This window comes from Collinsella sp. TF08-11AT, from assembly GCF_003437035.1.
In the GTDB taxonomy this organism is placed as follows: Bacteria; Actinomycetota; Coriobacteriia; order Coriobacteriales; family Coriobacteriaceae; genus Collinsella.
The window spans coordinates 244,611-271,071 of sequence record NZ_QSRL01000002.1 but is presented as its reverse complement, the minus strand read 5'-3'; the positions used below and the strand labels follow the sequence as shown (position 1 = coordinate 271,071).

Annotated in this window: 16 protein-coding genes; 2 read left to right on the top strand and 14 right to left on the bottom strand. The window is 49.7% G+C overall.

Going from position 1 to position 26,461, the window contains the following annotated elements:
• From DXC79_RS03055 to DXC79_RS03035, 5 genes are all read right to left on the bottom strand, one after another.
• Nucleotides 1–333, bottom strand: a 333-nt coding sequence (locus DXC79_RS03055; RefSeq protein WP_147327473.1) for a dTDP-4-dehydrorhamnose 3,5-epimerase family protein, incomplete at its 3' end; no start/stop codon positions are given.
• A gap of 14 nt (nucleotides 334–347) precedes the next feature.
• Nucleotides 348–1,370, bottom strand: coding sequence for a dTDP-glucose 4,6-dehydratase (gene rfbB, locus DXC79_RS03050; RefSeq protein ID WP_117635080.1), 1,023 nt, complete (start codon nucleotides 1,368–1,370; stop codon nucleotides 348–350).
• A 24-nt stretch (nucleotides 1,371–1,394) separates the two neighbouring features.
• On the bottom strand, nucleotides 1,395–2,294 hold the full coding sequence (rfbA, locus tag DXC79_RS03045) for a glucose-1-phosphate thymidylyltransferase RfbA (protein WP_117635079.1): 900 nt from the start codon (nucleotides 2,292–2,294) through the stop codon (nucleotides 1,395–1,397).
• A gap of 42 nt (nucleotides 2,295–2,336) precedes the next feature.
• Entirely contained in the window at nucleotides 2,337–3,251 is a 915-nt protein-coding gene (locus DXC79_RS03040; RefSeq protein WP_117635078.1) for a glycosyltransferase, read from the bottom strand.
• A gap of 4 nt (nucleotides 3,252–3,255) precedes the next feature.
• Nucleotides 3,256–4,299 carry a glycosyltransferase gene (locus DXC79_RS03035; protein ID WP_158550953.1) on the bottom strand — a complete coding sequence of 348 codons (1,044 nt, stop codon included), beginning with the start codon at nucleotides 4,297–4,299 and terminating at the stop codon, nucleotides 3,256–3,258.
• 93 nt (nucleotides 4,300–4,392) lie between these two features.
• On the opposite strand from DXC79_RS03035, the gene DXC79_RS03030 reads away from it, so the two are divergent.
• Entirely contained in the window at nucleotides 4,393–5,328 is a 936-nt protein-coding gene (locus tag DXC79_RS03030) for a glycosyltransferase family 2 protein (protein ID WP_117635076.1), read from the top strand.
• A gap of 56 nt (nucleotides 5,329–5,384) precedes the next feature.
• Here DXC79_RS03030 and DXC79_RS03025 read toward each other — a convergent pair whose 3' ends face one another.
• The 9 genes from DXC79_RS03025 to rfbB (DXC79_RS02985) form a co-directional block, all read right to left on the bottom strand.
• Nucleotides 5,385–6,227 (bottom strand): glycosyltransferase, encoded by an 843-nt coding sequence (locus DXC79_RS03025; protein WP_117635075.1) that lies wholly within the window; start codon nucleotides 6,225–6,227, stop codon nucleotides 5,385–5,387.
• A gap of 19 nt (nucleotides 6,228–6,246) precedes the next feature.
• A complete protein-coding gene (locus tag DXC79_RS03020; RefSeq protein ID WP_117635074.1) occupies nucleotides 6,247–7,302 on the bottom strand; it encodes a glycosyltransferase family 2 protein in 1,056 nt (351 codons plus the stop codon).
• A complete protein-coding gene (locus tag DXC79_RS03015; protein ID WP_117635073.1) occupies nucleotides 7,299–8,750 on the bottom strand; it encodes an oligosaccharide flippase family protein in 1,452 nt (483 codons plus the stop codon). Before DXC79_RS03015 ends, DXC79_RS03020 begins: the two co-directional genes overlap by 4 nt.
• Before the next feature lie 241 nt (nucleotides 8,751–8,991).
• Complete coding sequence (locus tag DXC79_RS03010; protein ID WP_158550952.1) at nucleotides 8,992–13,080, bottom strand: RICIN domain-containing protein; 4,089 nt, start codon at nucleotides 13,078–13,080, stop codon at nucleotides 8,992–8,994.
• A 305-nt stretch (nucleotides 13,081–13,385) separates the two neighbouring features.
• Nucleotides 13,386–16,910: an RICIN domain-containing protein gene (locus tag DXC79_RS03005; RefSeq protein WP_117635071.1), complete on the bottom strand. Its 3,525-nt coding sequence runs from the start codon at nucleotides 16,908–16,910 to the stop codon at nucleotides 13,386–13,388.
• 71 nt (nucleotides 16,911–16,981) lie between these two features.
• Nucleotides 16,982–20,545 (bottom strand): RICIN domain-containing protein, encoded by a 3,564-nt coding sequence (locus DXC79_RS03000; protein WP_158550951.1) that lies wholly within the window; start codon nucleotides 20,543–20,545, stop codon nucleotides 16,982–16,984.
• A gap of 199 nt (nucleotides 20,546–20,744) precedes the next feature.
• Nucleotides 20,745–22,832, bottom strand: a complete 2,088-nt coding sequence (locus DXC79_RS02995) for an RICIN domain-containing protein (RefSeq protein ID WP_255413264.1) — start codon at nucleotides 22,830–22,832, stop codon at nucleotides 20,745–20,747.
• The gene (locus DXC79_RS02990; protein WP_117635068.1) at nucleotides 22,833–24,143 is read right to left on the bottom strand and encodes an RICIN domain-containing protein; all 1,311 of its coding nucleotides are present in this window, start codon (nucleotides 24,141–24,143) and stop codon (nucleotides 22,833–22,835) included.
• Nucleotides 24,144–24,243: 100 nt separating this feature from the next.
• Complete coding sequence (gene rfbB / locus DXC79_RS02985) at nucleotides 24,244–25,200, bottom strand: dTDP-glucose 4,6-dehydratase (protein WP_199408631.1); 957 nt, start codon at nucleotides 25,198–25,200, stop codon at nucleotides 24,244–24,246.
• A gap of 159 nt (nucleotides 25,201–25,359) precedes the next feature.
• Between rfbB (DXC79_RS02985) and DXC79_RS02980 the strand changes: the two genes are divergently transcribed.
• Nucleotides 25,360–26,460, top strand: a complete 1,101-nt coding sequence (locus DXC79_RS02980; RefSeq protein ID WP_117635066.1) for a glycosyltransferase — start codon at nucleotides 25,360–25,362, stop codon at nucleotides 26,458–26,460.
• Nucleotide 26,461 lies beyond the last annotated feature (1 nt).

Below are 26,461 nucleotides of genomic sequence, written 5' to 3'. Positions count from 1 at the left end.
CGGGTCGAGCGTGCAGGTGAACACCTTCCCGTAGGTGGCGCTGCCCTCGCGCAGGTCGACCCATGCGCCGAAGACCGAGCCGCGCGCCACGGAGATGAACTTGTCCCAGGGCTCGGCGTGGATGCCGCGGGTGACGCCGCGGCTGTCGTTGTAGGAGATGTTGTTCTGGACGACGCGGAGGTCCGGGATGCCCAGGGCGCACATCTTGGCGCGCTGCCAGTTCTCCTTGAACCAGCCGCGCGAGTCGCCGTGGACGGCCAGGTCGACGACCTTGAGGCCCGCGATGCCGGTCTCGGCGACGGAGAGGTCCTTCTCGAATGCGATGTCTGCCATAGTTCTATCCCCTCCTACTGGCCCTGGGCGCGGTAGCGCGCCTCGGTGGCCTCCTTGGCCGGGCGCCACCAGGGCTCGTTGGCGACGTACCAGTCGATGGTGGCCTTGAGGCCCCCGGCGAAGTCGGTGTGGGCCGGCCTCCAGCCGAGCTCGCGCTGGAGCTTGGTCGAGTCGATGGCGTAGCGGCGGTCGTGGCCGGGGCGGTCGGCGACCCAGTCGAAGTCCTCGGGGTCCTTCCCCATCGCCTCGAGGATCATGCGCAGGACCGTGATGTTGTCCCTCTCGCCGTCGGCGCCGATGAGGTAGGTCTCCCCCGTGCGGCCCTTCGTGAGGATGTCCCAGACGGCCGAGGAGTGGTCCTCGGTGTGGATCCAGTCGCGGACGTTCTCGCCGCGGCCGTAGAGCTTGGGGCGGACGCCGTCGACTATGTTGGTGATCTGGCGCGGGATGAACTTCTCCACGTGCTGGTAGGGGCCGTAGTTGTTGGAGCAGTTGGAGATCGTGGTGCGAAGCCCGTAGGTGCGGGTCCAGGCGCGCACGAGCATGTCGGAGCTCGCCTTGGTGCTCGAGTACGGCGAGGACGGCTTATAGGGCGTCTCCTCGGTGAACTTGGCCGGGTCGTCGAGCGCCAGGTCGCCGTAGACCTCGTCGGTGGAGACGTGGTGGTAGCGGACGCCGTGCTTCCTCACGGCCTCCAGCAGGCGGAAGGTGCCCTCGACGTTGGTGCGCAGGAACGGCTCCGGGTCGGCGATGGAGTTGTCGTTGTGGGACTCCGCGGCGTAGTGCACGATCGCGTCGTGGCCCGGGACGATGCGTTCCAGCAGCTCGGCGTCGCAGATGTCGCCCACGACGAGCTCGACGCGGTCGGAGGGCAGCCCGGCGATGTTCTCGGGGTTGCCGGCGTAGGTCAGCTTGTCCAGGACGGTCACGTGCACCTCGGGGTGGTTGTCCACGACGTAGTGCACGAAGTTGCTGCCGATGAAGCCGCAGCCGCCCGTGACGATGATGTTCTTCGGTTCGAAGAGCTCTTCAGACATGTTTCTATCTCCCATTGGATCGGATTAGTACTCGCGCGGGCTGTTGACGATCTCGCCGGCGGCGACCTTCTTCAGGTGCCGCCCGTAGACCGACTTGCCGTAGGCCTTCGCTGCCTCCTCCAGCTCGGCGGTCGTGATCCAGCCGTTCTCCCAGGCGATCTCCTCGGGAACGGACACGGGAAGGTCCTGGGAGTGCTCGACGGCGCGGACGAACTCGGCGGCCTCGTGCAGGCTCTCCATGGTGCCGGTGTCCAGCCACGCGTAGCCGCGGCCCAGGGTCACCACGGACAGCGTCCCCTCCTCCAGGTACATCTGGTTGAGCGTGGTGATCTCCAGCTCGCCGCGGGCCGAGGGCTCGACCTCGTGGGCCTTGGCGGCCACGTCGCCCGGGTAGAAGTACAGGCCGGTGACGGCGTAGGAGCTCTTGGGCTCGGCGGGCTTCTCCTCGATGGACACGGCCCTCCCCTGCGCGTCGAACTCCACGACGCCGAAGCGCTCGGGGTCGTCCACGTGGTAGCCGAACACCGTGGCGCGGCCCGACTCGGCGTTCTGGACGGCGCGCGTCAGGTGGCGGCTGAGGCCGTTGCCGTAGAAGATGTTGTCGCCGAGCACGAGGGCGCACGGCTCGCCGGCGATGAACCCCTCGCCGATGGTGAAGGCCTGCGCCAGGCCGTCCGGCGAGGGCTGCTCGGCGTAGGAGAGGTCCACGCCGTAGCGCGAGCCGTCCCCGAGCAGGCGCTCGAAGTTGGGGAGGTCCGTCGGCGTGGAGATGACAAGGATGTCCCGGATGCCCGCCAGCATGAGGGTGGACAGCGGGTAGTAGATCATGGGCTTGTCGTAGACCGGCAGCAGCTGCTTGGAGGTCACGAGCGTGAGCGGGTACAGGCGCGTGCCGGACCCGCCGGCGAGGATGATGCCTTTCATAAATAATTCTCCAAAGAAATCACTAACAAGGCTCTAGATTGACTATAAACACCCTATCAAAAATAGAAGCCGAAGAAATAACTCATCTGAATACTTCTCTCGAAGCCTCGATGGAAACACTGCCTTTCTGATTCTAGGCCCAGAATTGAATAACTGGAGCACCTTAAGCTTATCAGGGTCCATCCGCATACCGTACAACCGTTCGAGCTTTCTAAGTTGCGATGAAATCATATGAAGGTTTCCGGATCCAAAAAAATATTCATACCTATATTTTAGTAGAGAAAGGAAGCCAGCCCCAGTAGGGCTAACGTTGTTTCCGGTCCTCCGATAATCAAGACAACAGTAGTCATCAAAAATAACTGAACCAATAGAATATGCAATCAAGGCTATCCACCAATCATGCCAGGTAACGTCATCACAACCAGAAGCCAAATACTCATTCAGAAGCATTTTATTGATAACAAGCGTATTGCCCGAAGTTTTATTTTCAAAGAGAGTTCTTTGAAAGCTAAGGTGGCCGTCATTTAAACGAGAAATACAAGTTGGATTAAGCTCCCCGTCGCAGAAACGGTATTCGGAACAATAGGCGATTGGTTCACGCCTATTCTTATATGACTCCAATCGTGTAACCGCGCGCTCGATTTTATGGGGATACCACACATCGTCCTGATCACAGAAAGCGAGATAATCACAATCAGCGGCAGCAATTTGAGCGGCGGTATAAAACGACTGTACGACACCTAGATTCTCGCCGAACTCACATTGGACACGCATGTCATCTTTGTAAGTAGCCAGAAGGTCACGCGTTCCATCAGTAGAGCCGTCGTCGCGAACTAGAAGACGGATACCGGGATAGGTTTGGCTAAGAACGCTGTCAATTTGATTTTTGAGATGGTCAAGTCCATTAAATGTGGATAAAACAACGACTACATTCGGACAATCAGCATCATAAATCATATAACTACCACTTGATATCAACGTGCAATTTATTAATCATAAAATTATAAATTGTAAAAAACAGCGGCATCATCTGAATTTTAAATAACGCATTGACTACCAATAATTTGAAATAGGAATTACCGTGCTGAACAGCATAAGGGAAATTGATATAGGGTGAATTCCTCCAAGTTGTAAATTCTTGATCCAAGAATTTAGTAATCGACCTTAAATAATCGGATAAAACTGAAGAGTTAGACGAGGAGGCAATGCGAAATGCAAAAGACACTCCTAGGTGAAGAAATGCAATAGCGTCCAGCGCCTCAATATAACTAGGCGATTCGGTTACATATCTCGTTTTAATCTCCAAAAAGGAGTTCTTGATTGCGTCAATTTGAGAAACTTTCACTGAATTAATAATTGAACCGGGGCGCACCATATAGCAAACAAGAGACTTCGGAACAAAGGTAACCTTTCCTTTCATTTTGTTATATGCAATTAGATGAAAGCATAGGTCATCTAGAACCGCCGGGGGGTCGGAAAGATCTTTAAGAGATTTCAAAATTCCAGCCCTAAAACATTTATTCCATGGCGCCCCGTTTAGCTCGACAAGTCGTCCAGGCTCGTCTTCAATTCTAAAATCACTCCTATTGGAGCACATCTCCCTCGACAGAACCTTTTGTGAATCCAAATCAATGCGATCGAACCCACAAACGGCCACATCTGCATCTGAGCAGGACGCCGAGTTATACAGGTCCTCAGCAAACGTAGGGAGCGCATAGTCATCGCTATCCAAAAAACCAATATACTCGCCATTGGCTATATTAATGGCATCCCAACGCCCAGCCCAGACACCCTCATTTTTCTTATCTATAATTACAATCTTTGAGGCGTACTCCTTTTGGTAAGACTTTAAAATAGATAAACAATTATCTGGCGAGCCATCATTGATGAAAATAAGCTCTATATTATCAAGTGTCTGATTAACCAGAGATTCGATACATCGCGGAAGGTATTCTTCAACTTTATAGCAAGGAACTATTATGCTCATAGCGATACGTGAACTCACAAACAAACCTTTCATATCGAATATTTAGTTCAGTTTAATAGATAATCGATAACAGGCTAAGGTTACACAGATAAAGGATATAGGGATGATAGAATGTCTAGACCATTAGTTCAGATTGTTATGGCTGTTTTTAACGGTGAAAACTATCTAAATGAACAAATCAAATCAATCCAAAATCAATCATTTAAAAACTGGGAATTATTAATTTCTGATGACAACTCTACCGACCGCTCTTTAGAAATAGCGACTGCCGCCGCAGTGAATGACCACAGAATAAAAATAGTTCTAAATGGACGGTCGTTCGGATGTGCTAGAGATCATTTTTTGGCGCTTACGCAATTAGCAAATGCACCATATCTTATGTATTCTGACCAAGACGATATATGGGACTCCAATAAAATAGAAATCACCTTGGCCGCAATGAAGGAGGCCGAAACAGGAACGAGCTGCAAGCCAATCCTTGTTTCAACCGATTTACGAGTTGTTGACTCTAAGTTAAATGTAATTGATCAATCTTTTTTATCGCTTTCGGGAATGAAAGCCGACAAGCGAGACTTCGGTTACTTTCTATCGTCATGCCTCGTGACCGGTTGCACCATGATGATCAACGAACCGCTGAAGAAACTCGCAGCAAGGCCCGTATTAAACGCTGATAGGATAATAATGCATGATTGGTGGCTTTCTTTGATCGCATCAGCATTTGGCGAATGCATCTATGTTCCTCAAAGCACAATTTCCTATCGTCAGCATGGTAATAATTCAGTCGGAGCACAAAAAAGATCGATATTCAGAGCATTACTCTCTTTAAAACAAATGAATAAACACATGTTAGACACTTTAGAACAAGCGGAAGAGTTTAAAGCGACTTTCTACCAAGATTTGAATCCCACTTATCGAAACAATCTTGATTCATATTTACAGCTTAAAGAGTGCAAACGAAGTCAAATAGTCAGAAAAATTTCCGAAGCAAACGCATGGAGGAACGACGCCATAGGTAACCTGGGAATGATAATTGCATTAATGATTTAATCATGCAAAACCGAGCAAAGTGCAGTAGCGTAATTCTACACTTTGCTCGGTATACGCTACTTCAAGCGTCTACTGACTTGCCGCCTGCCGTCTCTCACACCGTTGAAAATTGCCACGATTTTGTGGACTTTATCTTCCTCAAACAACATGATAACAATCAAATCGTAAAACAGCTTTTTGTAAAAAGAAAAGCCGGAAAAATCATTGATTAGATGATGATAAAAATAATCGTTTCTATAAATATAGAAACGTCTAAATGATGAGTAATTCATGCAAACAAAAGAATGCCCAAAAAAGGAACGTGTTGTTGTATAGCCAAGAGAGTGCTTTAAATAAGCTCCGTCAGAAATATAAGTTGACCAGCCGTTCTCTTGAAGATCGAAACAAAATACATTATCAACTCTATCAATAAACAGCCAAGTCCTAAAGCCCCCAATTGATTTCCATGCCTCGTATCTCAAAACAGAACCTGATGTAATACACCACTCGCTATACCCAGAGGACCCGTATATCTGGCCAGTATTGCTATCAAAAAAGCGGCAACCAACAATGCCAATATTAGAGGATTCAGGAACAGAGGAAAACAGGCTACTGAGGTAGTCATCGACAACATCCGAGTCCTGATCCAGCGTAAGAACCCAATCCTTGTTATAGTCATGCGCAATTTCAACAATGCTGTTCAGTGCGGACGCAATACCCAGATTTTTTAAATTTGGTCTATAGATAACTCTACTAGTATCTAGCTCAACCAACTCATCGGCATGACTATCGGCTGAATTGTCAACTAATATAATCAAGTCAACTTGATTTGAAAGATGAGCGATCGTACGGTTTACGAAGGAATAATCTGGATTAAACAACACTATCCCAGCTGCAAAATGCGATTTTATGTATTCCATAGTTACCGCCTTGTAATAGCTAGTGAATGAAATGATAGAAGCTTTCACAGTAATAGACGAGGCAATACAAACGAAGTTTGACCATAATGGAAATTATTGCAAAAGCATATGAGTCAATTTTGCAGTTCTTAAATAAATGCTGAAAAGGGGGCGCAGTAAGTATTTTTTTTACATATGCAGATTTTGATTCTCCTGTTATAGAAACAAAATCAGACGCAGAGGCCCTAAAAATACTAAAATTCAAGGCCTGCTTATAGCATTCATATAAACCCAAGGATACGCTGTGCAGTAAATAACTGCTAGCGTTAGCCGAATGATCCAGAAAGGCTTGCGCCGTATTAGCTAGTTCGATGGCAGCGTTTGGTCGCAACCTCATGGACGAAGACGACTCGTTTTGATAGTATCGATACCAAACCTGCCCAGAGAGAGCAATACATTCGACATTATCAAAAACACTCCAGTTAAAAAGTCGATCCTCTGAAATAACGATGTCTTCGCTAAATCTAATGCCTGTTATTGAAGAAGCTCTATAAAGTGCCGAGCAATTGCTTACGTACATCGCAGGCGATAAACCAATATCGACTAAAGCCAATCGATCGAAAAGCGATGCGCGCAATACATCAACTTTATCCTTTTCTATTAAAATGTAATCGTTTTCACTATTAAAGAATTGACATTGCTCATAGCAGACGCTTCTATCAGCCATTATGTGCTCAAGTCCACCGAAAACTGCATCGATCTCGGTATTTTCAAGGATTTTAATTGCGTCTGATAGAAAATTGAGCTTAAGTTCATCGTCTGCATCAAGGAAAGCTATGAATTCGCCTTGGGCGTATTCAAGTCCAACGTTTCGAGCACTCGAAACGCCACCGTTAGATTTATGAATAACTGTCACATTTTGAAGATGCGCAAAGTTATCATCGAGATAAGAAGCTGTTATATCATTCGAGCCATCGTCAACAACCAGAATCTCGAGAGGAGCCGATTGAAATATGGCGCTACGAATCGATCTGTCGAGCGCATCAACACTAGTATTAAAAACGGGAATTATAATTGAGGTAGTATTTTTAATCATTTTAATCCAGCTTTTAAATTCAATAATAGTTTCTCGATATAGCTATTATTCAGTCTGTTTGAAATCATGATACCCAATACAAGATAAAACAGAAGGCAGCCAATAACATTTACTATCAACTTGATCAGAATGGAATCAACGAAACAAGCAACGAGGTAGCAAACGCCAGCAGAAAAAAGTATAGTCATTAACGATACAAAGGCATATTCAAGCAAATACGCAAAAAACTTAATTGAATCAATATTTTTTGAAACAAACCTCCACTCAACAATTAAAACAATAGCTTCAGCAAGTACTGTGCTAATTGATGCGCCAAGACCCCCTAGCAATCGAATAGATACAAAATTCAAAGCTAAATCAACAAATGCACCGCAATATACAGCTTTGGTATAAATATTATCGAACCCTTTAGGAAGAAGAAACTGGTTACCAAGTACATACGTCACACCCAAAATGGGAATGCGTAAGGACAAAACTCTTAAGGCAGGGACACATGCTAAATATTCAATACCGAGGAATAAAGGAACCAGGGTGTCGGCACAAACGAACAATCCGGTAAATAGCCCCCATGAAATGGCTTGCATGATCCAGAGAGAATAATCAAGCAATTTAAAAGCATCATCATCACGCCGACTCGAATACAGTTCAGTCATTGTAGGAAGTAAAACCGTGCAGAAAGCAGCTAAAACAGCGGTAATAATTGAAACAAGCTTATCTGCATACGTATATAAGCCATTTTCAGCCATGCCTGATAACTGGCCAAGCATGACTTTATCAATTGATGTGTAGACATTAACCGCAATTGCCGGAATAAAGAGACCGAATGATTTTTTCAGCTCAAAACAGATCGCCGAAATAGAAACGATTTTAATCCTCACATTATTAAAAACGCAAAATGCTATTAATAAAGCGGAAGCAAATGAGGAAATGGAACTGATCATGATATAACAACCCACATCATGCATTGTTCTAACAAATACAAAAATAGATATGGTTGTGATAAGTTGGACCAAATAATTAATCAAAGTTGGGATTCGGAACTCGCCAGTTCCGAATAAATACCATGAACAATCAAAAGCACCGGAGATAAGCAGGGGCAACCATAGGTAGTACTCGATATCGGCAGAAGTAAGCGGACCAATCAATAAATAGACAGATAATGACGCAACCGCCATGATCAATTGTCCAAGGTATAGGCTCCAAAATTTAGCGTACAGTTTATCCTTTGCTTGATGGGAAACAGCAGCTATCGCCCTCACTCCATGAGTGGAAATGCCAAGCATCGCAAATAACAAAAAATAAGAAGCAATTGCATTTGTGTATGAAAATAATCCCACGCCTTTAGCCCCGAGCACTCGCGAAATATAGGGCGCTGTAACTAGAGGTAGGACAAGCTGAAAAACCCTGTACGAAACGTTATAAAAAATATTTTGTTTAATATTAGCCAATGTGTCTCCATGAGAAAAGAAAGCCTAAAGGACCTAACAACCCGTCAAGTGAATAGCCTATGCGAGTAGATAAAAAATGGAACTGGAAGAAGGATTTGCAGTAGCCACCGCAAGCACAATACAAAACGAATAAATACCTTATTATCCACTGCAAGGAAATTAACCTTATTTTGCAACAGAGGGTGACATACAAACAGAATGGGGCATTTGGTTCATAAGTTCATCTGAACACCGTCTGCAATCAAACAGAAAGACTCTTCACCTTAAACCGAACGCCAGGCAATTCAGGTGAATCGACCATTCCCAACGACGCGGAAGAGCCAGAAGCACAGAGATACTGCCCTGTAGCCGCGTTTTGCAGAGCGATCTTGCCGCCAGACAATGTACTGCGCCACCGCTGAGAATCCGCACCGCTAGATGTCAGCTGGACCAGCTTTCCCCCATCAGTCAGAGAGAGCACTTTTCCAGAGCCGATGCACTTAATCTCGTATTCGTTGTCCAGCCCAGCAATCTTGCTCACATACCATTTTTGAGCGAACGTACCGTTTGATGCGTATAGCTGGACCGCAGCGCCGTCCCTCATAGATCCGCCGGAAACATTCAGGACTTTTGAACTCGTGTCCGACTCGAAAGAATAGGCACCTTCATCCAAAAACTCACTGACCCGATGAAGCGAGAACTTTTGAGCGGCGGTTCCATTGGGAAGATAAGCGTCCAGATTTGCCTGATTGGAATCAGAGGCTCCAACAATATCCAAAGCCAAGCCAGTTGACTTGCTCACAAAAGAGTACGTGCCGTCGCCATTATCGATCGCAGCAAACAGCCTATTGGCATTATCGGAATCGCAGGCCCACTGCTGAACATTGGTGCCAGGAATAAGATTGCCGCTATCAACATCGAGCGCCTTTTGAGACTTTGCATTACGGATAACATAGTAGCCATCATAATATTCGAAGCTAAACAGCTGAGCAAGCGTTCCGTTGCTGCTGTAAAGCTGGACATTTGCCCCATTGGAGTTTGAGCCGCCGGCAACGTCAATGACCTTACCGGTGGAGCTACAAGCGGGACTGAGCGTGAAATAACCCTTCGGGAGGATGTCATCACATTTTGCGACCGACGGGGACGTACCCAACAGGGCGAAGTGAGAGGCGCCCTCATTAGAGCTTAGCTCAACGTTTACACCATTAGACGCGCCGGATCCTCTCGATCCAAGATATAAACCGGGCCTCAGAGCGCTCTCAATGAGATACGTACCATTAGACTGCTTGGCGGCAATCCACTTTTGAGCATACGTGCCGTTGGGGGCGTACTGGGCAATGTTTGTTCCAGCGGAAGCGTTTCCTCCGGCAACATCAATCACCTTATGAGAGCCAACATTCGTAAACGTAACATAGCCCTTGTCGTCATGTGAAACAACCCAGCGCTGCGCATTGGTCATGTTCGGCCTGTACAGCTGGATATTGGCGCTATTGCCTTTCGAGCCGCCAGCAACATCCAAGACAAACGAGCAGTTCTTGCTGGAGCTTACGAGATACTCGCCGCCTGCCAAATCGGATACGTGTGCCTTGGCCTTAGCGTCTTGCTCGGAGCGCAAGCATTTAAAGCTAGAAGGTGCAAATGCAACCGAAAGCTCACAGGAATCGCCTCTGGAAACCGTGACCAGCTTACCGAAGGCGTTTACGCCTAGAGCACAGCCAGAACCAGCGTTGGCGATACGATACGAGCCATTACCGGCGTCTTCGATAGCCCAGTAATAATTAGACGACGAGGGCGAGCCACTCCCCTGCTTAACAGCAGCGCCGGGAACTATATCCCCGTCCTGGGCATAAAGATAACGATAGGATTTTGCAGACTTGATTGCGTAAAGACCCTTGCCGGCATCGTATTCAAAGCCAAATCCCTGTGCAATAGTCCCGTTAGGGCTATATAGCTGAATAGCGGCACCGCTATCCATGCTACCGCTGGTCACATCAAAGACGCGGCCATCAGGAGCCGTTACGATAGCAGACTGTGAATCAATTGTTTGACCCTTAGAAACATCTCCGGCTGTATACAGGCGGAATCGCTGGGCATCGGTGCCGTTATCATCATAAACTTGAGCATTTGCTCCATTCGAAGTGGCCCCACCGGCAAGGTCCAAGACAAAATCGGTCTTAAGCGCGGAACAGATCTTAACCGAGCCGTCACCGCAATTTACAAGGATCCACTTCTGAGCCCAAGTACCGTTAGACGCATATTGCTGAACATTGGCGCCGGCTTTCTTACTGCCGCCGGAGACGTCTAAAACCTTGCGCGACCCCACATTGGTAATGGTTACATAACCATTCTTGTCATACGTAAACGTCCAGCGCTGAGCCGGTGTAGCGTTAGATGCATACACCTGCAGATTTGCACCGGAATTCGCAGATCCGCCGGAAATATCAAGGACCTGACGCTCGGATAAAGAACCGATGGCGTATTCAGCGTCCTCCTTTACAAGCCCCCTGCTAGAAGCGGCAAGATCGTCAAGCTGCTGACGAACGGTGCGTGCCGAAGCGAGCGTCCATTTTTGCGCATCAGATCCGTTATAGGTATAAATTTGCAGCGCGGATCCACTCACGCCATTGGCGCTAGGAACGTCAATAGCTTTGCCGGACTTAGAATTTATGAATGAATACTTGCCATTACCGCAGTCGATAACAGACCAATGCTGCGCACTGGTGCCGTTAGAAGAGTATTGAGAGATGGCGCCACCGTTGGAAACGGAGCCTCCTTGAGCCTCAAAAGGCTTACCCGAGTTAACGTTTACGATTTCGTATAAGCCATTACCGACCTGCTTAAAGGTAAACATCTGTGCTTGGCTATTGTTGGCAGTGTAAATCTGGAGACGCGCACGATCGTCAGAAGACCCACCGTTGATATCCATGACCAGCTGCGAATTGAGCGCACTCTTAATAACGAAAGCCTTGTCGGTCTCTACGGTCGAGGAAGAGGCAAAAGTAAAACGCTGAGCATCCGATTTGTTCGGAGCCCAAATCCTAACCGAAGTGCCATCCTCAGTGCTACCGTTGCAAAGATCGAGCGCCCAGTTTCCCAGGGCAGACTGGATATAAAAACCACTATCGGCAACACGAATATGCCAAAGCTGACGATTGTCTTGAGCATAAGCGGCTTGAATAACCGAAGAGCCACTTTGCGCTTTGTCGCCCTCAACGGATAGATATTGTCCAGTAGATTCGCTCTTAATTCGATAGGCCCCGGAACCAGCCGACTCAAGACGAAAGCGCTGATTTGAAGACCCTTGAGCATGGAACAAAGAAAGCTGCCCGTCATCACCAACAGTAACGCTCGAGGAATCCTGCGCTATCGAATCGATATAGTAGGTCCCGTCTGCGAAAGCATAATCGGGCAGATTAACTACGTTGACAAAATCAGCCGAGGAAAAAGCATTCATGTCAACAGTATTGGCAGTGATGCCATCAAGTCGCTCCGACGAAGTGTACTGCCATCCGTACTGTCCGGCGCAACTAAACGAAGTTCTGAGCTTGGGGCCGTATTCCGCGATCCAAGACACACGGGGACGCACGCTTGCTGCCTTTAGATAGGTATCCGCGTACCAGCGACCAGAATAAATGGATACGTTGTTAATGCCAAAACCAGAAAGCGTATTAAAATACGCGTTCACAATGCCCTCGTACGCCGATGCGCTATTAGGAGATATTGCATTACCTTTGCTGTCGTAGAACGACTCCAAATCGTAAAAAATCGGCAGCGATAGATCGTATAGGCTGTATTTACTTACGATCTGTTGGGTAAAGTACGCCTCGCTTGCGGCATCATTCGAATTCTGAGCGGTACTAAAGATATACACACCAAAAGGAATTCCCAAGCGGCGAACCTCACGCAAATTGCGCTCAAACTGTTTATCAAAATGGCTCGTCGAATAACCAAAACGCAAAATTACAGCATCAACGCCAGAATTGTTAACCTTATTCCAGTCAATCGACCCCTGCCACTCAGAAACGTCAATGACCTTTAGCGCCGGAGACGCAAACACCTCGCCATACCCGTTATAGAACACTTTGGAGGCGTTCGTGCCGCCCCAATAGGGAGACCCGCTTGCAGAACGATCGTCGAGCGCGGCGGCAAGCGGCTCATCCTCCATCGAGCTGCCAGCGGTATAGTCGTTGGAATCATCCGCGGGATGCGCCTCACCATAGGCAAGCCGCTCCTCGAGAGATGCATCGACCGGGAGCGAACCATCGTCGGCAAAAACAGGGGTTGCCCCCAGGCTGCAAAGCAGACCGAGGGCAACCAATAGCGACGATGCGAGACAAGTTTTCTTGCGCATAACCATCAACCTAAATCCAAACTAACAAAGGGCGATATTGCGATACCAACCCCAAAGCGGCGTATACGTGGTTCCATAATAATTGACCCAGTCATTAAGCCCGCGAACGTTAACTCGACCAATGTTCTCAATAACTTTGCCATCGCCAATATAGATTGCAATATGGCCCCAAATGGACCCTGCCCACGTATTGGAGTGAGACGGAACAGCAATAATCATAACAACTATCCAATTGGTTCGATCACCATCCTGCCAACATGCCCAAAACCTGTCTCAGGCATATACCTCGATTTACGAAAAGAGAATTACACAAACGGACGAGCAGCACCGATCGGGTTGCCGCGCTCGTAAACGCCGTGAACACCGACACCCTGCTTGGGCCAAGAGTCAATCATGCGCCCGCCGCCCAAATAGATGGCAATATGGCCGCGGTAGTAAATGACGTCGCCGCGTTGCATGTTACCAACGCTTACGGGCATAAACGTTCCGTTGTTATACCAATTCATAGAGTTGTACGTCTGCCATGCAAGCCAACGATGGTTATAGGGGTTGTAGATACCCATATCCATACCCGTGGCATAGAGGCACTGCAGCACGAAACCAGAGCAATCGACGGCACCGCCAGGCGCGGTAGAGTAGGGCTCGATATACCTCGTACCAACATACTCATACGCACGCTGGATAAAGGCATTGACGCAGTCGTCTCGTGTGGCATCGATCGCAATACGAGACGGCGTTACATAGGTGAACTCGCCTGTACAATAACTTGGAAGCCTTACCGTCAAGCTACTTACCTGGGGGTAGTTCGCAGGGTTCTGATAACCAATCTTCGCAGGACGTTCGGCAGTAAGAGCGCGCCAAGACTGAGCAGCGGAGCCAGTATAAGACCAGAGCTGGACATTGGCTCCATTCGCGGTGGCCCCGTCGCTTACCTCCAGGACCTTATTTCCGCAAGCGGAAACAATCTTGATTCCACTCTTCCCCATTTCGAAACGCCACTTTTGCGCGTTCGACCCATTCCACTGCCACTGCTGAACGTTCGCTCCATCCGAATCAGAACAGCTATAGACGTCAAGAGGATAGGCGGAACAACAAGCCGTAAGCGAATACCAGCCGTCGCCGACGCCACGAACCCACATACGCTGGCTCAGCGTACTGTTAGAAGCATAAATCTGAACGTTTGCACCATTCGAGCGAGAGCCATTGGCGACATCGAGCCGCTGGTCGGTAGCATGCATGGGAGCAAACTCATAGAAACCGTCAGAAATAAGAGGGACAGACGCGATGGTCCATCCTTGCGCCGCGGACCCATTCTCGTCGACGCAGACAACTGATCCACCAGAACCAGAGATGGACAGCACCTTACCGGTCTTTTTGTTCTTAAGCTCAATCCCCTTCCCAAAGCAGATCTCAATCGACCATTTGGCCTCGTCGGCTTCATTATCAGAGATTTGAAGAATGGCACCGTCGGACTCTCGAGCCGAAAGATACTTGGCAGAATTGGCACATTGGAAGGAATAGCAGCCCTGGTCATCCTTACGAGCCCAGAATTTCTGAGCCAGGGTACCGTTTCCCGTATAAACCTGCAGTGGAGCTTCGTCTGCATAGGAACCACCGGTAACGTCGAGATATTTACCCGTAGAATCCGAACAGATGGAGTAGCAGCCTTCATCGAGCGAAACGGTAAAGACTTCGAAAGTCCAATGTTGTGCAGCACTGCCGGACTCATAGGCAGTCGTCAAGGAACCATCAGGTTTACGTTCCAGCACCAGATTGCTCGCAACGGAACGGATTACACAGCTATCTCCATCGGGCTCAATACGCCACTGCTGATTTGAGCCAAGGCCGGGGAAATCCCACTGTTGAACTTTTGCGCCCGGGAAAATGTCGCCACTATCAAGATCAAGTCCCTTGGTAGACTTCGCCGAACAAATCGAGTAGAAACCCGTAGCGGAATCGAACGAGAGCTTAAAACACTGAGCCATGGTGCCATTTGTGGCATACGTTTGAATACGGGCGCCGTTGGAGACGGAACCGCCCGCCACGTCAAGGCATGTGGAAGGATCGGAAACGGAATTAATCTGATACATGCCATCCGCAACCGATTGGGTGCCTGCCCCGACATGAGGATGCGCATCGATGGCAATGAAACGCTGCGCCGCAGAGCCATTTGCTGTCCAAATTTGAACATTTGCGCCATTAGAGACGCTTCCGCCGCTTACGTCTAAAACAAGGTTTCGTCCAAGGCCGGAATAAAACACGAATGACCCATTTGTCTGCTTAACAGGAATCCAACGCTGCGCGGCGGTGTCATTCACGGCATATTGCTGAATGTTGTTGCCGGACTTTTTACCACCACCCGTGACATCGAGGGCTGAAGAGGTCCCCGCATGAGCAATCGTCACATAGCCGGTAGGCTGACCATTTGAGTCGAGCGCATTCTTGATAACCCAGCGTTGAGCTGCGGTGTTGTTGGAGGCATAGATTTGGATGTTGGCACCATTCGAAGCAGAATCACCAGAAACATCGACAACACTTCGCGGTGATGAGTCCATACCGAGGGCATAAGTTCCATCGGGGATCTGCAAGCCCTGCGCAGCAGCAAAGGCGTCGATATCAGCCTGCGTCCAGGTAAAGCCCTTCGTCTGCGTCAAAGTCCAGGTCGCAGCATCAGTAGAGGTAACGGCAACGCCACTTTCGAACGAAAGATATAACCCATTAGCAGCGTTTTTAATGGTAAATCCCTCACCAGAAGGCTCGAGGATCCAAAAACGATTCTTTGTATATGAACCAGCGTCATCAAGAGATCCGTAGAGGTGGGCGGCGCCGCGGGGTACGACGCTACCGTAATCGGCGTCAATCAACTTGCCCGAAACAAGCGAAGCGATCGTGTAATAGCCGGATGCGCTGTTATACGTAAGACGGAACGCCTGCGCGACGGTACCGTTCTTTGCATACGACTGAAGAGTCGCACCGGACTCAGCAGAAGCGCCTTTCACATCGAGCACCAACCCGGCAGATTCAAAACAATAAACACCGTCGGCGACGTTCTGTCCTAAAGAGTCAACGACCGGATTGGAGTCGATTGCAAAAAACAGCTGTGCGGCGGTCTGATTGGCCTTATATAATTGGAGGTTAGCTCCATCAGCAGGGCTACCGCCCGCGATATCGAGCACGTAATCAAAGTTAAGGGCGGAATGTATCGTCAAGCCTCCATCGGCGTCCTTAACGGCAATCCACTTTTGTGCGCGCGTACCGTTAGCCACATACTGCTGAACGTTACGGCCCGATTCGGCTATACCACCAGAAACATCAAGCACCAAACCGGAACCGGTGTTTTCGAACGTTAAAAACCCGTTCTCGTCCTCATGTACCAACCAGCGCTGAGCTTTAGTCATATTCGAGTTGTACATCTGAACATTAGCGCCATTTGAGGAAGATCCGCCCGCAACGTCCCACACCTTGCGCGAGGCATTGCTGCAAGCAAAAACATAGGTAGCACCGTCAGAAAGCGTCCCCTTGTTTTTAACGGCTAAGTACTCAACGCTCTCAGCATCTTGAGGCGTCGTACCATCGGCCGATTCGACGGCAGATGTCGACGAGTCTTCAGATCGCCCCTCACTAGATAGCACAGTCGAGATATTCGGAGCGAAGCTACCGTCACCGTCATCGGCAGCACCCAATTCGATTACTCGATTAGCATCGGATCCGTTCGTGGACACTTCATCGGCAAATAACGGAGACACTCCAACGGAGGAAACAAAAAGACCCGCAGCCAAAGCCACTACCGAAATAGCAGCTAGGCCGCGGGTATATCGGCTGGAACTCATATCAGACCCCCGATTCAAATTAACACTGAATCTATAATAGTTGATACGAGCCGCAATATTGTTGCAATTGGTTACTTAATAACGACCGCTTGCGCACCTCGTTGCTGGTAGACCCAAGCAATCCAATCTCGATCGCAGGTGGTATAGCCATCGATGGTATCGGAGATCATGACCTTATTTGTTTGAGGGTTATAACCCTTAAGAACAACCGTATGCGAGTTAGCGCAAGCAAAATATCCACCCTGTCGGGCATAGATATTTCCAACGTTGCCCTGATGAACGGTAGTCCAAATAATGACCGGATGTCCATCATCAAGATAATTACAGAGGTCATACAGAGAGGTTCCTGACACGTCGTACGAACGCAGGCTGCTCCCCCTGCTTGCCAGGAAATTATTGGCAGCCCTATTGAGTCCAGGAGCGCAGATCTCGTTACCGTTGTTATAGCTGTGGGGATCTCCCCAGAAGCACCAGACAAAGTCCCAGGAGCTACGGGGAATCCATCGATCGGCCATCTCGCACGGACCAACACCAAAACCGTAATAGTTAAGGACGTTGGTCAGAGCCGCCGATTCGCAGCCGTTGGGAAGACCAACGGAGTACTGATTGTAAACTGGGACAGCCAGATCTACCGCCTCAGGCGTATAGCTCGTCTGGGCAAAGTAGAATCCCTGCGCGTCGGAGCCATTAGCAGCGTAAATCTGGATATTGGCTCCATCATTAAGCGCACCTCCGTTCACGTCCAAAACGAGTGAGTCGTTAAGCGCAGAACGAATGACAAAGGAACCGCCGCCTACGTAGTCAACACGCCAGCGCTGAGCGGAGCTTCCATTCCCCTGCCACTGCTGAACGTTAGCGCCCGAAGCACCCTGAGCATTCAGGACATCAAGATATTTTTTGCTTCGGCAGTTTTGAATCGAAATGGTCCCATCCAAGTTAACGCTGACGTTCCATTTTTGAGCACCAGAATCATTGGAAGACCAAAGCTGCACATTAGCACCGTTTGAACGAGAGCCACTCGCCACGTCTAGCACCTTTGAACGGTTAGAAGCAGCGGCAATAACATAGGTACCCGAATCAACTAACGAGCAGGCAGACAACTTGAAAGACTGTGCCAAGGTGCCGTTAGAATCATACAACCTGATATTAGTTCCGTTGCTTGTTGAGCCACCTGCGGCATCGAGGACCTTACCGGTTGCAACGTTAACGAAGTTGATACCGCCCTTGTCAATCTGTGCGGTCCAAAGCCGAGCATCACCATTATCAAAAGATCGGACGCAGACGTTGCCATCTTCATCTGCCGTTAAGACCTTGCCAGACACCAGGCTTTCAACGGTATACGTATTATCACGGTCGGCAACCTTGGCAACTTTCCATTTCTGAGCAATCGACTTGTTGCTTCCATAGAGCTGAACGTTAGCGCCATCACTGGCAGAGCCGCTCGCAACGTCCAAAACAACAGAGGAGGATGCGGAGTTCGAAATGGTAAAGAAGCCCTCGGGCAAAAGCGAAGTCAGCTTTGTAAAGGCAAGACGCTGCGACGCGGAATCAGACGGGATGTCTCCGTACACATTAGAGTTGGCAACGCTTAGGACTAATCCGGTTGCTTTATTCGTTACTGTATAGGAACCGTCATCGTTACGAACAATGGAAAACAGCTGATTTGCGTTATTGCCGTCACTGCTCCATTGGTGGACATTTGTCCCAGGGCACACATTGCCACCATCGACATCGAGAGCCTTGCCAGACTGGGCGTTCACGATTCGATAGTAGCCATGCTCATATACAAATTTAAAGACCTGAGCAAACGTGCCATTAGCAGCATAAGTCTGGACGTTTGCCCCGTTAGAAGAGGACCCTCCGGAGATATCAAACACACGAGAGGAATCCGATGCCAACGAAATAGTGAACCAGCCGTCCAAACCAAAATCGTCGGACGGGGCTACATTGGGAACGGCCGATACAAAACGAACGTTTTGGGCGGAGGTACCGTTGCTCGCATATGTTTGAATATTGGCGCCATTCGAGGAAGATCCGCCTGCAACATCTAGAACAAGATCGGGCAGAACCGCGGACTGCAACCGGAAGGAGCCACCAGGCACCGAGGGAACGGCGATCCAGCGCTGGGCACGCGATCCATTGGATGAATACTGTTGAATATTGGTACCCAACGTACAAGAACCGCCCGCAATGTCGAGCACCTTGCCAGAGGAAACGTTTTTGATAATCAAATAACCGAGTTCATCATGCGAAATGTCCCACTGTTGAGCCGCTGTCATATTCGACACATACGACTGAACGTTGCCGCCGTTGACTTTAGAGCCACCGTTCACGTCCAGAACCTTAGCTCCTCCGACGCCGAGCGCCAAGACATAGCGTCCATCAGCAATATTGTCAGCATTTTGCTGGGCAAGTGCATCCAGTTGTTCGCGCTGAACGTCTAAATTGAAAAATGTCCAACGTTGAGCAATCGTGCCATTATCCGACCAAGTTCGCACGTTCGTGCCGTTACTTGTATTACCGCCGGCGATATCAAGGCAGATCGACGGATCAAGCGCGGACACCAGCTTGATGGAGCCCCCATCCTTAACGGCAATCCATTTTTGCGCCGCAGAACCATTAGACGCGTATTGCTGGACGTTCGTTCCAGATTGAGCGCTTCTACCAGAAACATCAAGAACAAGACCGGAACCACTGTTGGTTAATGTGACAAAGCCATTTTGGTCATGAGAAACGGTCCACGTTTGTGCACCTGTGGCGTTGAGAGCATATATTTGGACATTCGCACCCGATGATCTAGATCCACCCGCAACATCAAGCGTCTGCCAGGAACTTTTTGCCGAGCGAATATAGTAGGTGCCGTCAGCGAGGTCGGAGGCGTGGGCGGCAGCAAGCTCAGCGAGGATGCCAGCCTTGGGCTTCTCGAGCGTAAACGTCTGAGCAACGGATTCATTGAATTGATAGAGACGGATTTCTATTCCGTTGGAATCGCTGGCGCCAGCGATGTCGATGGCAAAATCATCATCGACGACAGGCGAAAAGACAAATCCGCCGCCAACCTGTCGAGCATGCCATGCAAAGCCCCAAGCGCCATCATTACCACTATTCTGTGTAAGACGCGGATGGTCCGTGAAACGAGAGGCGTCGTTTGGGTAGCAAAGGTACAACCCCGACTTAATGTTCTTAAAAGCGTATTGACGGCTGCCAAGATCAACAAGGACAAACTGCTGTGCAGCCGTCTCATTTCTCCCATATAACTGTATCGCAGCGCCGGCACTCACCGAACCGCCCGGAACATCGAGCACTCGATGCCCCGACAAAGTCGAGGTAAGAAAATAGGTACCCTCGTCAAGGGTCGCATATTTTGTCAGATCAACGCCCTCAGTGGAGTCCTCGGATACACTGTCGAGGTTCTCGTCGCTCGACTCACCCTCCTGGGCAGTATCGCTTGAAAGTGAATCCGAAACAGAGCCGGCGGCATCCTCGGTTTGCTCAGTATCTTCGGCGGGAAGCCCAATCGAAGAAATCTCGGCAAATGCCGTTGAACCCGAATTGAGCCCGATGGGCAGCGCCAGAAGCAGCGCCAGCAAACATCCCACTTGCAATAATGTGCAAGCACGTTTTATATGACGCATGACATCCCCCAGAAGGTCTCGCCAACACCTACGACATAGTGCATCCCCCACGAGTTCGTATTGCTTAAGCATCGCATCATGCAATCCAACATGTGGTAAAAATGCCTATACTTTTGCTTCATTTAATCGCGGTTTAGCGCAATATGCAACTCTTTGCGTCAAAAGAAGGCGGCTCGCCAAACGCGAGCCGCCTTCTACCTTAGTAGTTAACTACCTTCGTTCCGTAGGGGATGTTGTCATAAATCCATTTAGCGTGGTCGGTTGTAAGCCTAATGCACCCAGCCGACGCGCGATGACCCATTGTGTGATCCTTCACATTAAACGTTCCCGTATAACAAGGCTGCGAATGGAATAGATAGTCTCCATAAAACTGCGTGTAGTACCAGCAGGTATATCCATGTCCAAACGAAATGCCCTTTCCGTAAACAGAGAACTCGCCCAATACCGTTGGTGATCCATTTTTGCCCGGAGCACACTGCCAGAAGGACCAGAGCCTCCAATTACCACGAGAGCCCCTAAAAATACCCGTACGGCATCCAACGGTATCAGTCAAAATTAGCCATTCCGTGTTGCTGTTATACCACTGCGCACGGTTATACATAGCTTGTTGATCGGCAGGCAGCGGATGCACGTACGTAGTAGCTCCGAAGGTAAACCGCTGCGCCCTTGAATCGTTACTTGCATGCAGAGCAACGTTCGTCCCGTTTGCGCTGTTGCCTCCAGAGACATCGATTACGAACGCTCCATTCAGAGCGGAAGACAGCTTAAATCCACCGGGTACATAATCGATAAACCAATGCTGGGCAGCACTGCCATTCCTAGACCATTGTTGGATATTGGTTCCAGAAGATGCAGCCCCATCTTTTACGTCAAGAGCCTTGCCACTGGCGGCATTTACGATGTTGTATGAGCCATCACCGTTACGAGAGAAGTTCCATTTTTGAGCACCCGAATCGTTGTTCTGCCAAATCTGAATGTTTGCACCGTCCAAGTGCGATCCGCCAGAAACATCTAAGACCGAACCCGCACGAGAAGCCATTCGGATGAAATACGTACCATTGGCGATGGTTGCCGAAGTGGCACGCAGGCGGAATCTCTGCGCAGCGGAACCATTGGAGGAGTGGACTTGAATGTTGGAAATCGATGCAAAATTACCGCCCTTCACATCAAGCGAAAGGTCTTGGTCATCCGCAGACACAAACTCAATACCATTGCTATCGATTCGCGCCACCCATTGCTGCGCCTTCACACCTGCCGGTGCCATCGTGCAAACATTGGTACCGGAAACAGCAAGTCTGTTAGTTGAGCAAACGGATTCAAACGTATAGGTATTCTTCGCTCCATCCACCTTTTTAAGCAGCCATTTTTGGGCGAAGGAACCATTGCCGGCATAGAGCTGAACGTTGGCGCCGGAGTCAACAGATGCACCCGCGGCATCAAGCACATAGGAGGAATTAGCAGACGGATAGATTTCATAAAGGCCTTCGCTCAGCAGGTCTTCTTGCTCAGCAAAAACAAACGACGTCTGGACGGAATCTCCCGCCGTAGCAGCAACCAGATTTGAACCGGATACCGCGAGCATGAGCCCTGTACCCTTATTGATGAACGAATAGCTTCCGTCTTCATTGGCAACGACGCTAAACAGCTGGTTGTCGTTGGGGCTTTCATCCCACTGCTGAACGTTCGTCCCGGGGACAACGTCGCCCGCTGTAACATCGAGCACCTTACCGGAGCCAGCATTACGAAGAACATAATAACCGTCTCGGTACTCAGCCTTAAATAGCTGGGACAGCGTGCCGTTGCAGGAATATGTCTGAACGTTGCCCCCGTTCTTCAATGATCCACCGGCAACGTCAAAGGCAACAGAGCCATTTGAGGAGGGCGAAATAACGCACCAACCCTTGTCTTTCAAAATGTCATCGCACGGGTCAACTGACGCAGGGCTTGCGGCAATAAAAGTGAAGCGCTGCGCGGCAGTTCCATTCGAAGCATAGAGCTGCACGTTTGTCCGAGAGTTCAGAGAGCCGCCGGCAACGTCAAGCGTGCGCTGTTGCCAAACAGCAGAAAGAAGTCGAACGCTTCCGTCGCCATTCGGTACCGCAATCCACTTTTGCGCATGGTTCGCGTCACCGCAAGCCGTGTATTGCTGGACGTTCGTTCCCAAAGAAGTTGAACCCGCGGAAACATCAAGTACTTTGCCAGACTTTACATTCGTTATCGTGAGATAGCCGTCATCGTCATGCGAAACACGCCAACGTTGAGCGGCAGTCGTATTCGATTGATAGATCTACACGTTTGCACCGCTAGAAGCAGAGCCGCCGACAACATCGAGAACCATTCGAGACAAATCCGGACCGGCAGCTATCGCATAGTCCCCGTCTTTGACAACTTCTCGGTTATCGGAAGCGAGCTTATCGAGCTCGGAACGCACAGCCGTCGGATCCACAAAATAGAAGGCTTGGGCAGCCGTTCCATTTGCACTATACAGCTGAAGTCCGGCACCAGATGCTATAGAACCACCGGGGATGTCTGCGACCTTTTGCCCGTTTAAGCCCGACACAATTCGATAGCGCTCGCCGTCTTTCTCGATGATCCACTTTTGGGCCTTGGTTCCATTGGCGGCATAGGTCTGCAGCTTCGTGCCGTTGGCGTCATTGCCGCCCGCCGCATCCAGAACCGCCCCAGCATCATGAATCGCAATGGTACGATACCCGTCCGACGTAGTTGAGACACCAAACGTTTGAATACCTGAATATCCGAACTTATCAAAAGACAGTGATCCGCCGCCTGCGATCAGAGCAAACGAATCGTTCGAAGCCAACATAGCATACGTTCCGTCGGGAAGGTCAGCGAGATGTGCCGCTGCTCGATCATCGAGTTGCTGTTGCTCAGTTTTGGCAGGCGTTAGCACCCATCGCTGAGCTGCCGTACCATTTGCCTCATACAACTGCACGGCAGAGCCATTTGCGGCAACACCACCCGCCACGTCAATGGCAAACGACTGATTGAGCGCCGAAATAAAGGTGTAGCTGCCATCGGCCTCTTTAATTGCAATCCAACGCTGCGCAAGGGTGCCGTTATCGGACCAAAGCTGAACGGGATTTCTATTGCTCGCGCTGCCGCCGGGGACATCAAGCGTGCAACCCTTGACAGAAGCAATAACAACAAGGCCATTCTGATCGTGAGACACTCGCCAGACCTGAGCATTTGTCTTGTTTCCACTGTACAACTGCAGCTTTCTGCCCGCAGACGCCGTACCACTAGGAACATCAAGTACAAAATTGCTGTTAACCGATGAGCCAAAAGTGTACAATCCATCCGCAAGGTCATCGACGTGCTCGGAAGCAAGACCATAGACAGACTTGGGCTTTTCCGGTTTCACAGCATCAGTCGAATCCGATGCATTAGAATCGGACGTACTGTCCACAGACATAGCTTCGTTGGTAACGAGCTCGGACTCGTTCAACTGGTCTGCAGTCATGGAGGCGTTTGCATCTTGACCGGTAGCCACGTTGTCTTCAGCAAATGCGGGAACGAGACAAATTCCCAACAGAAGCACGATAAACACCGAAGCAAACATAGCCTTTCGATTGCCCATGTCTGTCCCCTTTCATACGGTTGCTTACACTCTATGCCAAGAAGCGCGCCCCATTGACGAGAGATTCGTGGGCAGCGGCAGCTTAACCCCGAAAGGCTAATCAGGTTAAAAGCATGTTGCTATGGCACAATCGCGAAATCTCTGTTGCAAAGTCACCATGGATCGGCGCCCAACCAAGCTCGCGGCGGAGCTTGCTAGCGTCTATGGCGTACCGCCGATCATGGCCGGGACGGTCCTTAACCCAATCAATAAAGTCTTCGTCTTTGCCCGTTGCTTGAAGAATGATCTTGAGTACTTCGAGATTGCTGCGCTCGCAATTGGCTCCGACAAGATAGGCCTCCCCGATCCTCCCTTTGGTCAAAATGAGCCAAACAGCACGAGCGTGATCATCAACATGAATCCAATCGCGTACGTTTAGACTGTCCCCGTACAATTTAGGACGCTCCCCGCGCCGGACGCATGCAATCGAATGCGGAATGAACTTCTCGGGGTGCTGATATGGACCATAGTTATTACAGCAATTAGAAATAGTTGCTTGGAGGCCATATGTGCGAATCCAAGCTCTCACAAGCATGTCCGCTGCCGCTTTGGAGCTTGAATAGGGACTACTCGGTCGATAGGGAAAATCCTCAGTAAACTTGACGGGGTCATCAAGCGCTAGGTCTCCAAACACTTCATCAGTCGAAATGTGATGAAACCTAACTTGATGCTTACGAGCAGCCGCTAGGAGCTGATACGTGCCTTCAATGTTCGTCTTTACAAAAGGCTCTGGATCAATAATCGAATTGTCGTTGTGTGACTCTGCAGCATAATGAACGATTGCATCGTGCCCGGGAACCAATTGATCAAGCAAATCCGAATCGCAGATGTCACCAACAACAAGCTTTACCCTGTCCTCCGGAAGCCCAGCAATGCTGTCAGGATTAGCAGCATAGGTCAGCTTATCCAAGATGGTGACACGCACATTCGGAACGCTGTCCACAACATAGCGGACAAACGCCGAACCGCAAAAACCACAACCGCCCGTAACCAAGATATTGCCGTATTTTCGCTCCATGCGCATCGCCCCCATTTAGCTATGGCTTGTACCATTTTCCCATAATCTGCTTAAAGAGAGTGAAGCAACCCTTTCCGTTGCCTTCACCTAAATGCAACTAAAACCGTTGCTAACGCAATTAGGTATAATTCTTCCAAATCGCCTAGAGAAAGTGTTTGAATGCTGACCGTAATCGTGCCTACTTACAATGCCGAGCCGTATCTTTCTCAGGCTATAGGCAGCCTATTAAACAAAAAGAATATCGTACTGGAAATCCTCGCCATCAACGACGGATCCACCGACAACTCGCTCGCCATTATGCAAGATTTCGCCGCGTGTGACTCACGCGTTCGAGTGATCGATAAGGCAAACCAGGGTTACGGCGCAACCTGCAATCTGGGCATTCGCGAGGCAAAGGGCGACTGGATTGCCATCCTCGAGCCCGATGACTGGATCGAGCCCGGAATGTACTCCGACATGCTTGCCTTTGCCAAGCGCGAATTTGGCGATCCGAACAAGCTCGATATTATTGAGACCCCGTATTGGATCATTCGCAACCCCGATACCCCCCAAGAGGTCAAACTGCATTGCGCATATCGCGGTCGCATTAAACCGCCTCGGCAACCGTTCACCATTCACGACGCTCCACATCTGCTGGCCCATCATCCGTCCATTTGGTCGGCAATCTATCGTCGCGACTTCCTGATGCAAAACAATATTTGCTTTAAGGAAATCCCCGGTGCAGGCTGGGCCGACAATCCATTCCTTGTCGAAACGCTCTGCCAGGCAAAGGCGATCGCTTACTGGCCCAAGCCGTATTACTGCTACCGCGAGGAAACACCCGAAAAAGCGGCAGCTCTGGCCAAGCGTGACCCCTTGATGCCGTTTAATCGCTGGAATGACATGGTCGATATTCTTGAGCGGCTCAACGTCACCGACTCCGCCGTCTGGACACCGCAAATCACACGCGGCTTCACCTATATGGGCATCATGATTGAGCACACCGGAATTGAGGGGCACCCCGAAATCGAGCGGGCAATCCACAAGATGTTCGAACGCATGCCGCAAGAGCTGGTATTTGCCAATCCTCGCGTTACCCCTGCGGCCAAAAAGCTCTATGCCGAGTATATGGGCATCGCCAACCCTAAAATCAGCTACTGCGCATACGCCAAGGACCTCATGGGAGAGGGCCTGTATAACGTATGGAACAAGGGGCCAAGGCAGACTCTAAAAATGATCACATCGCACTTCGGTTCATACAACGCGCGCGCTGGAAAATAGT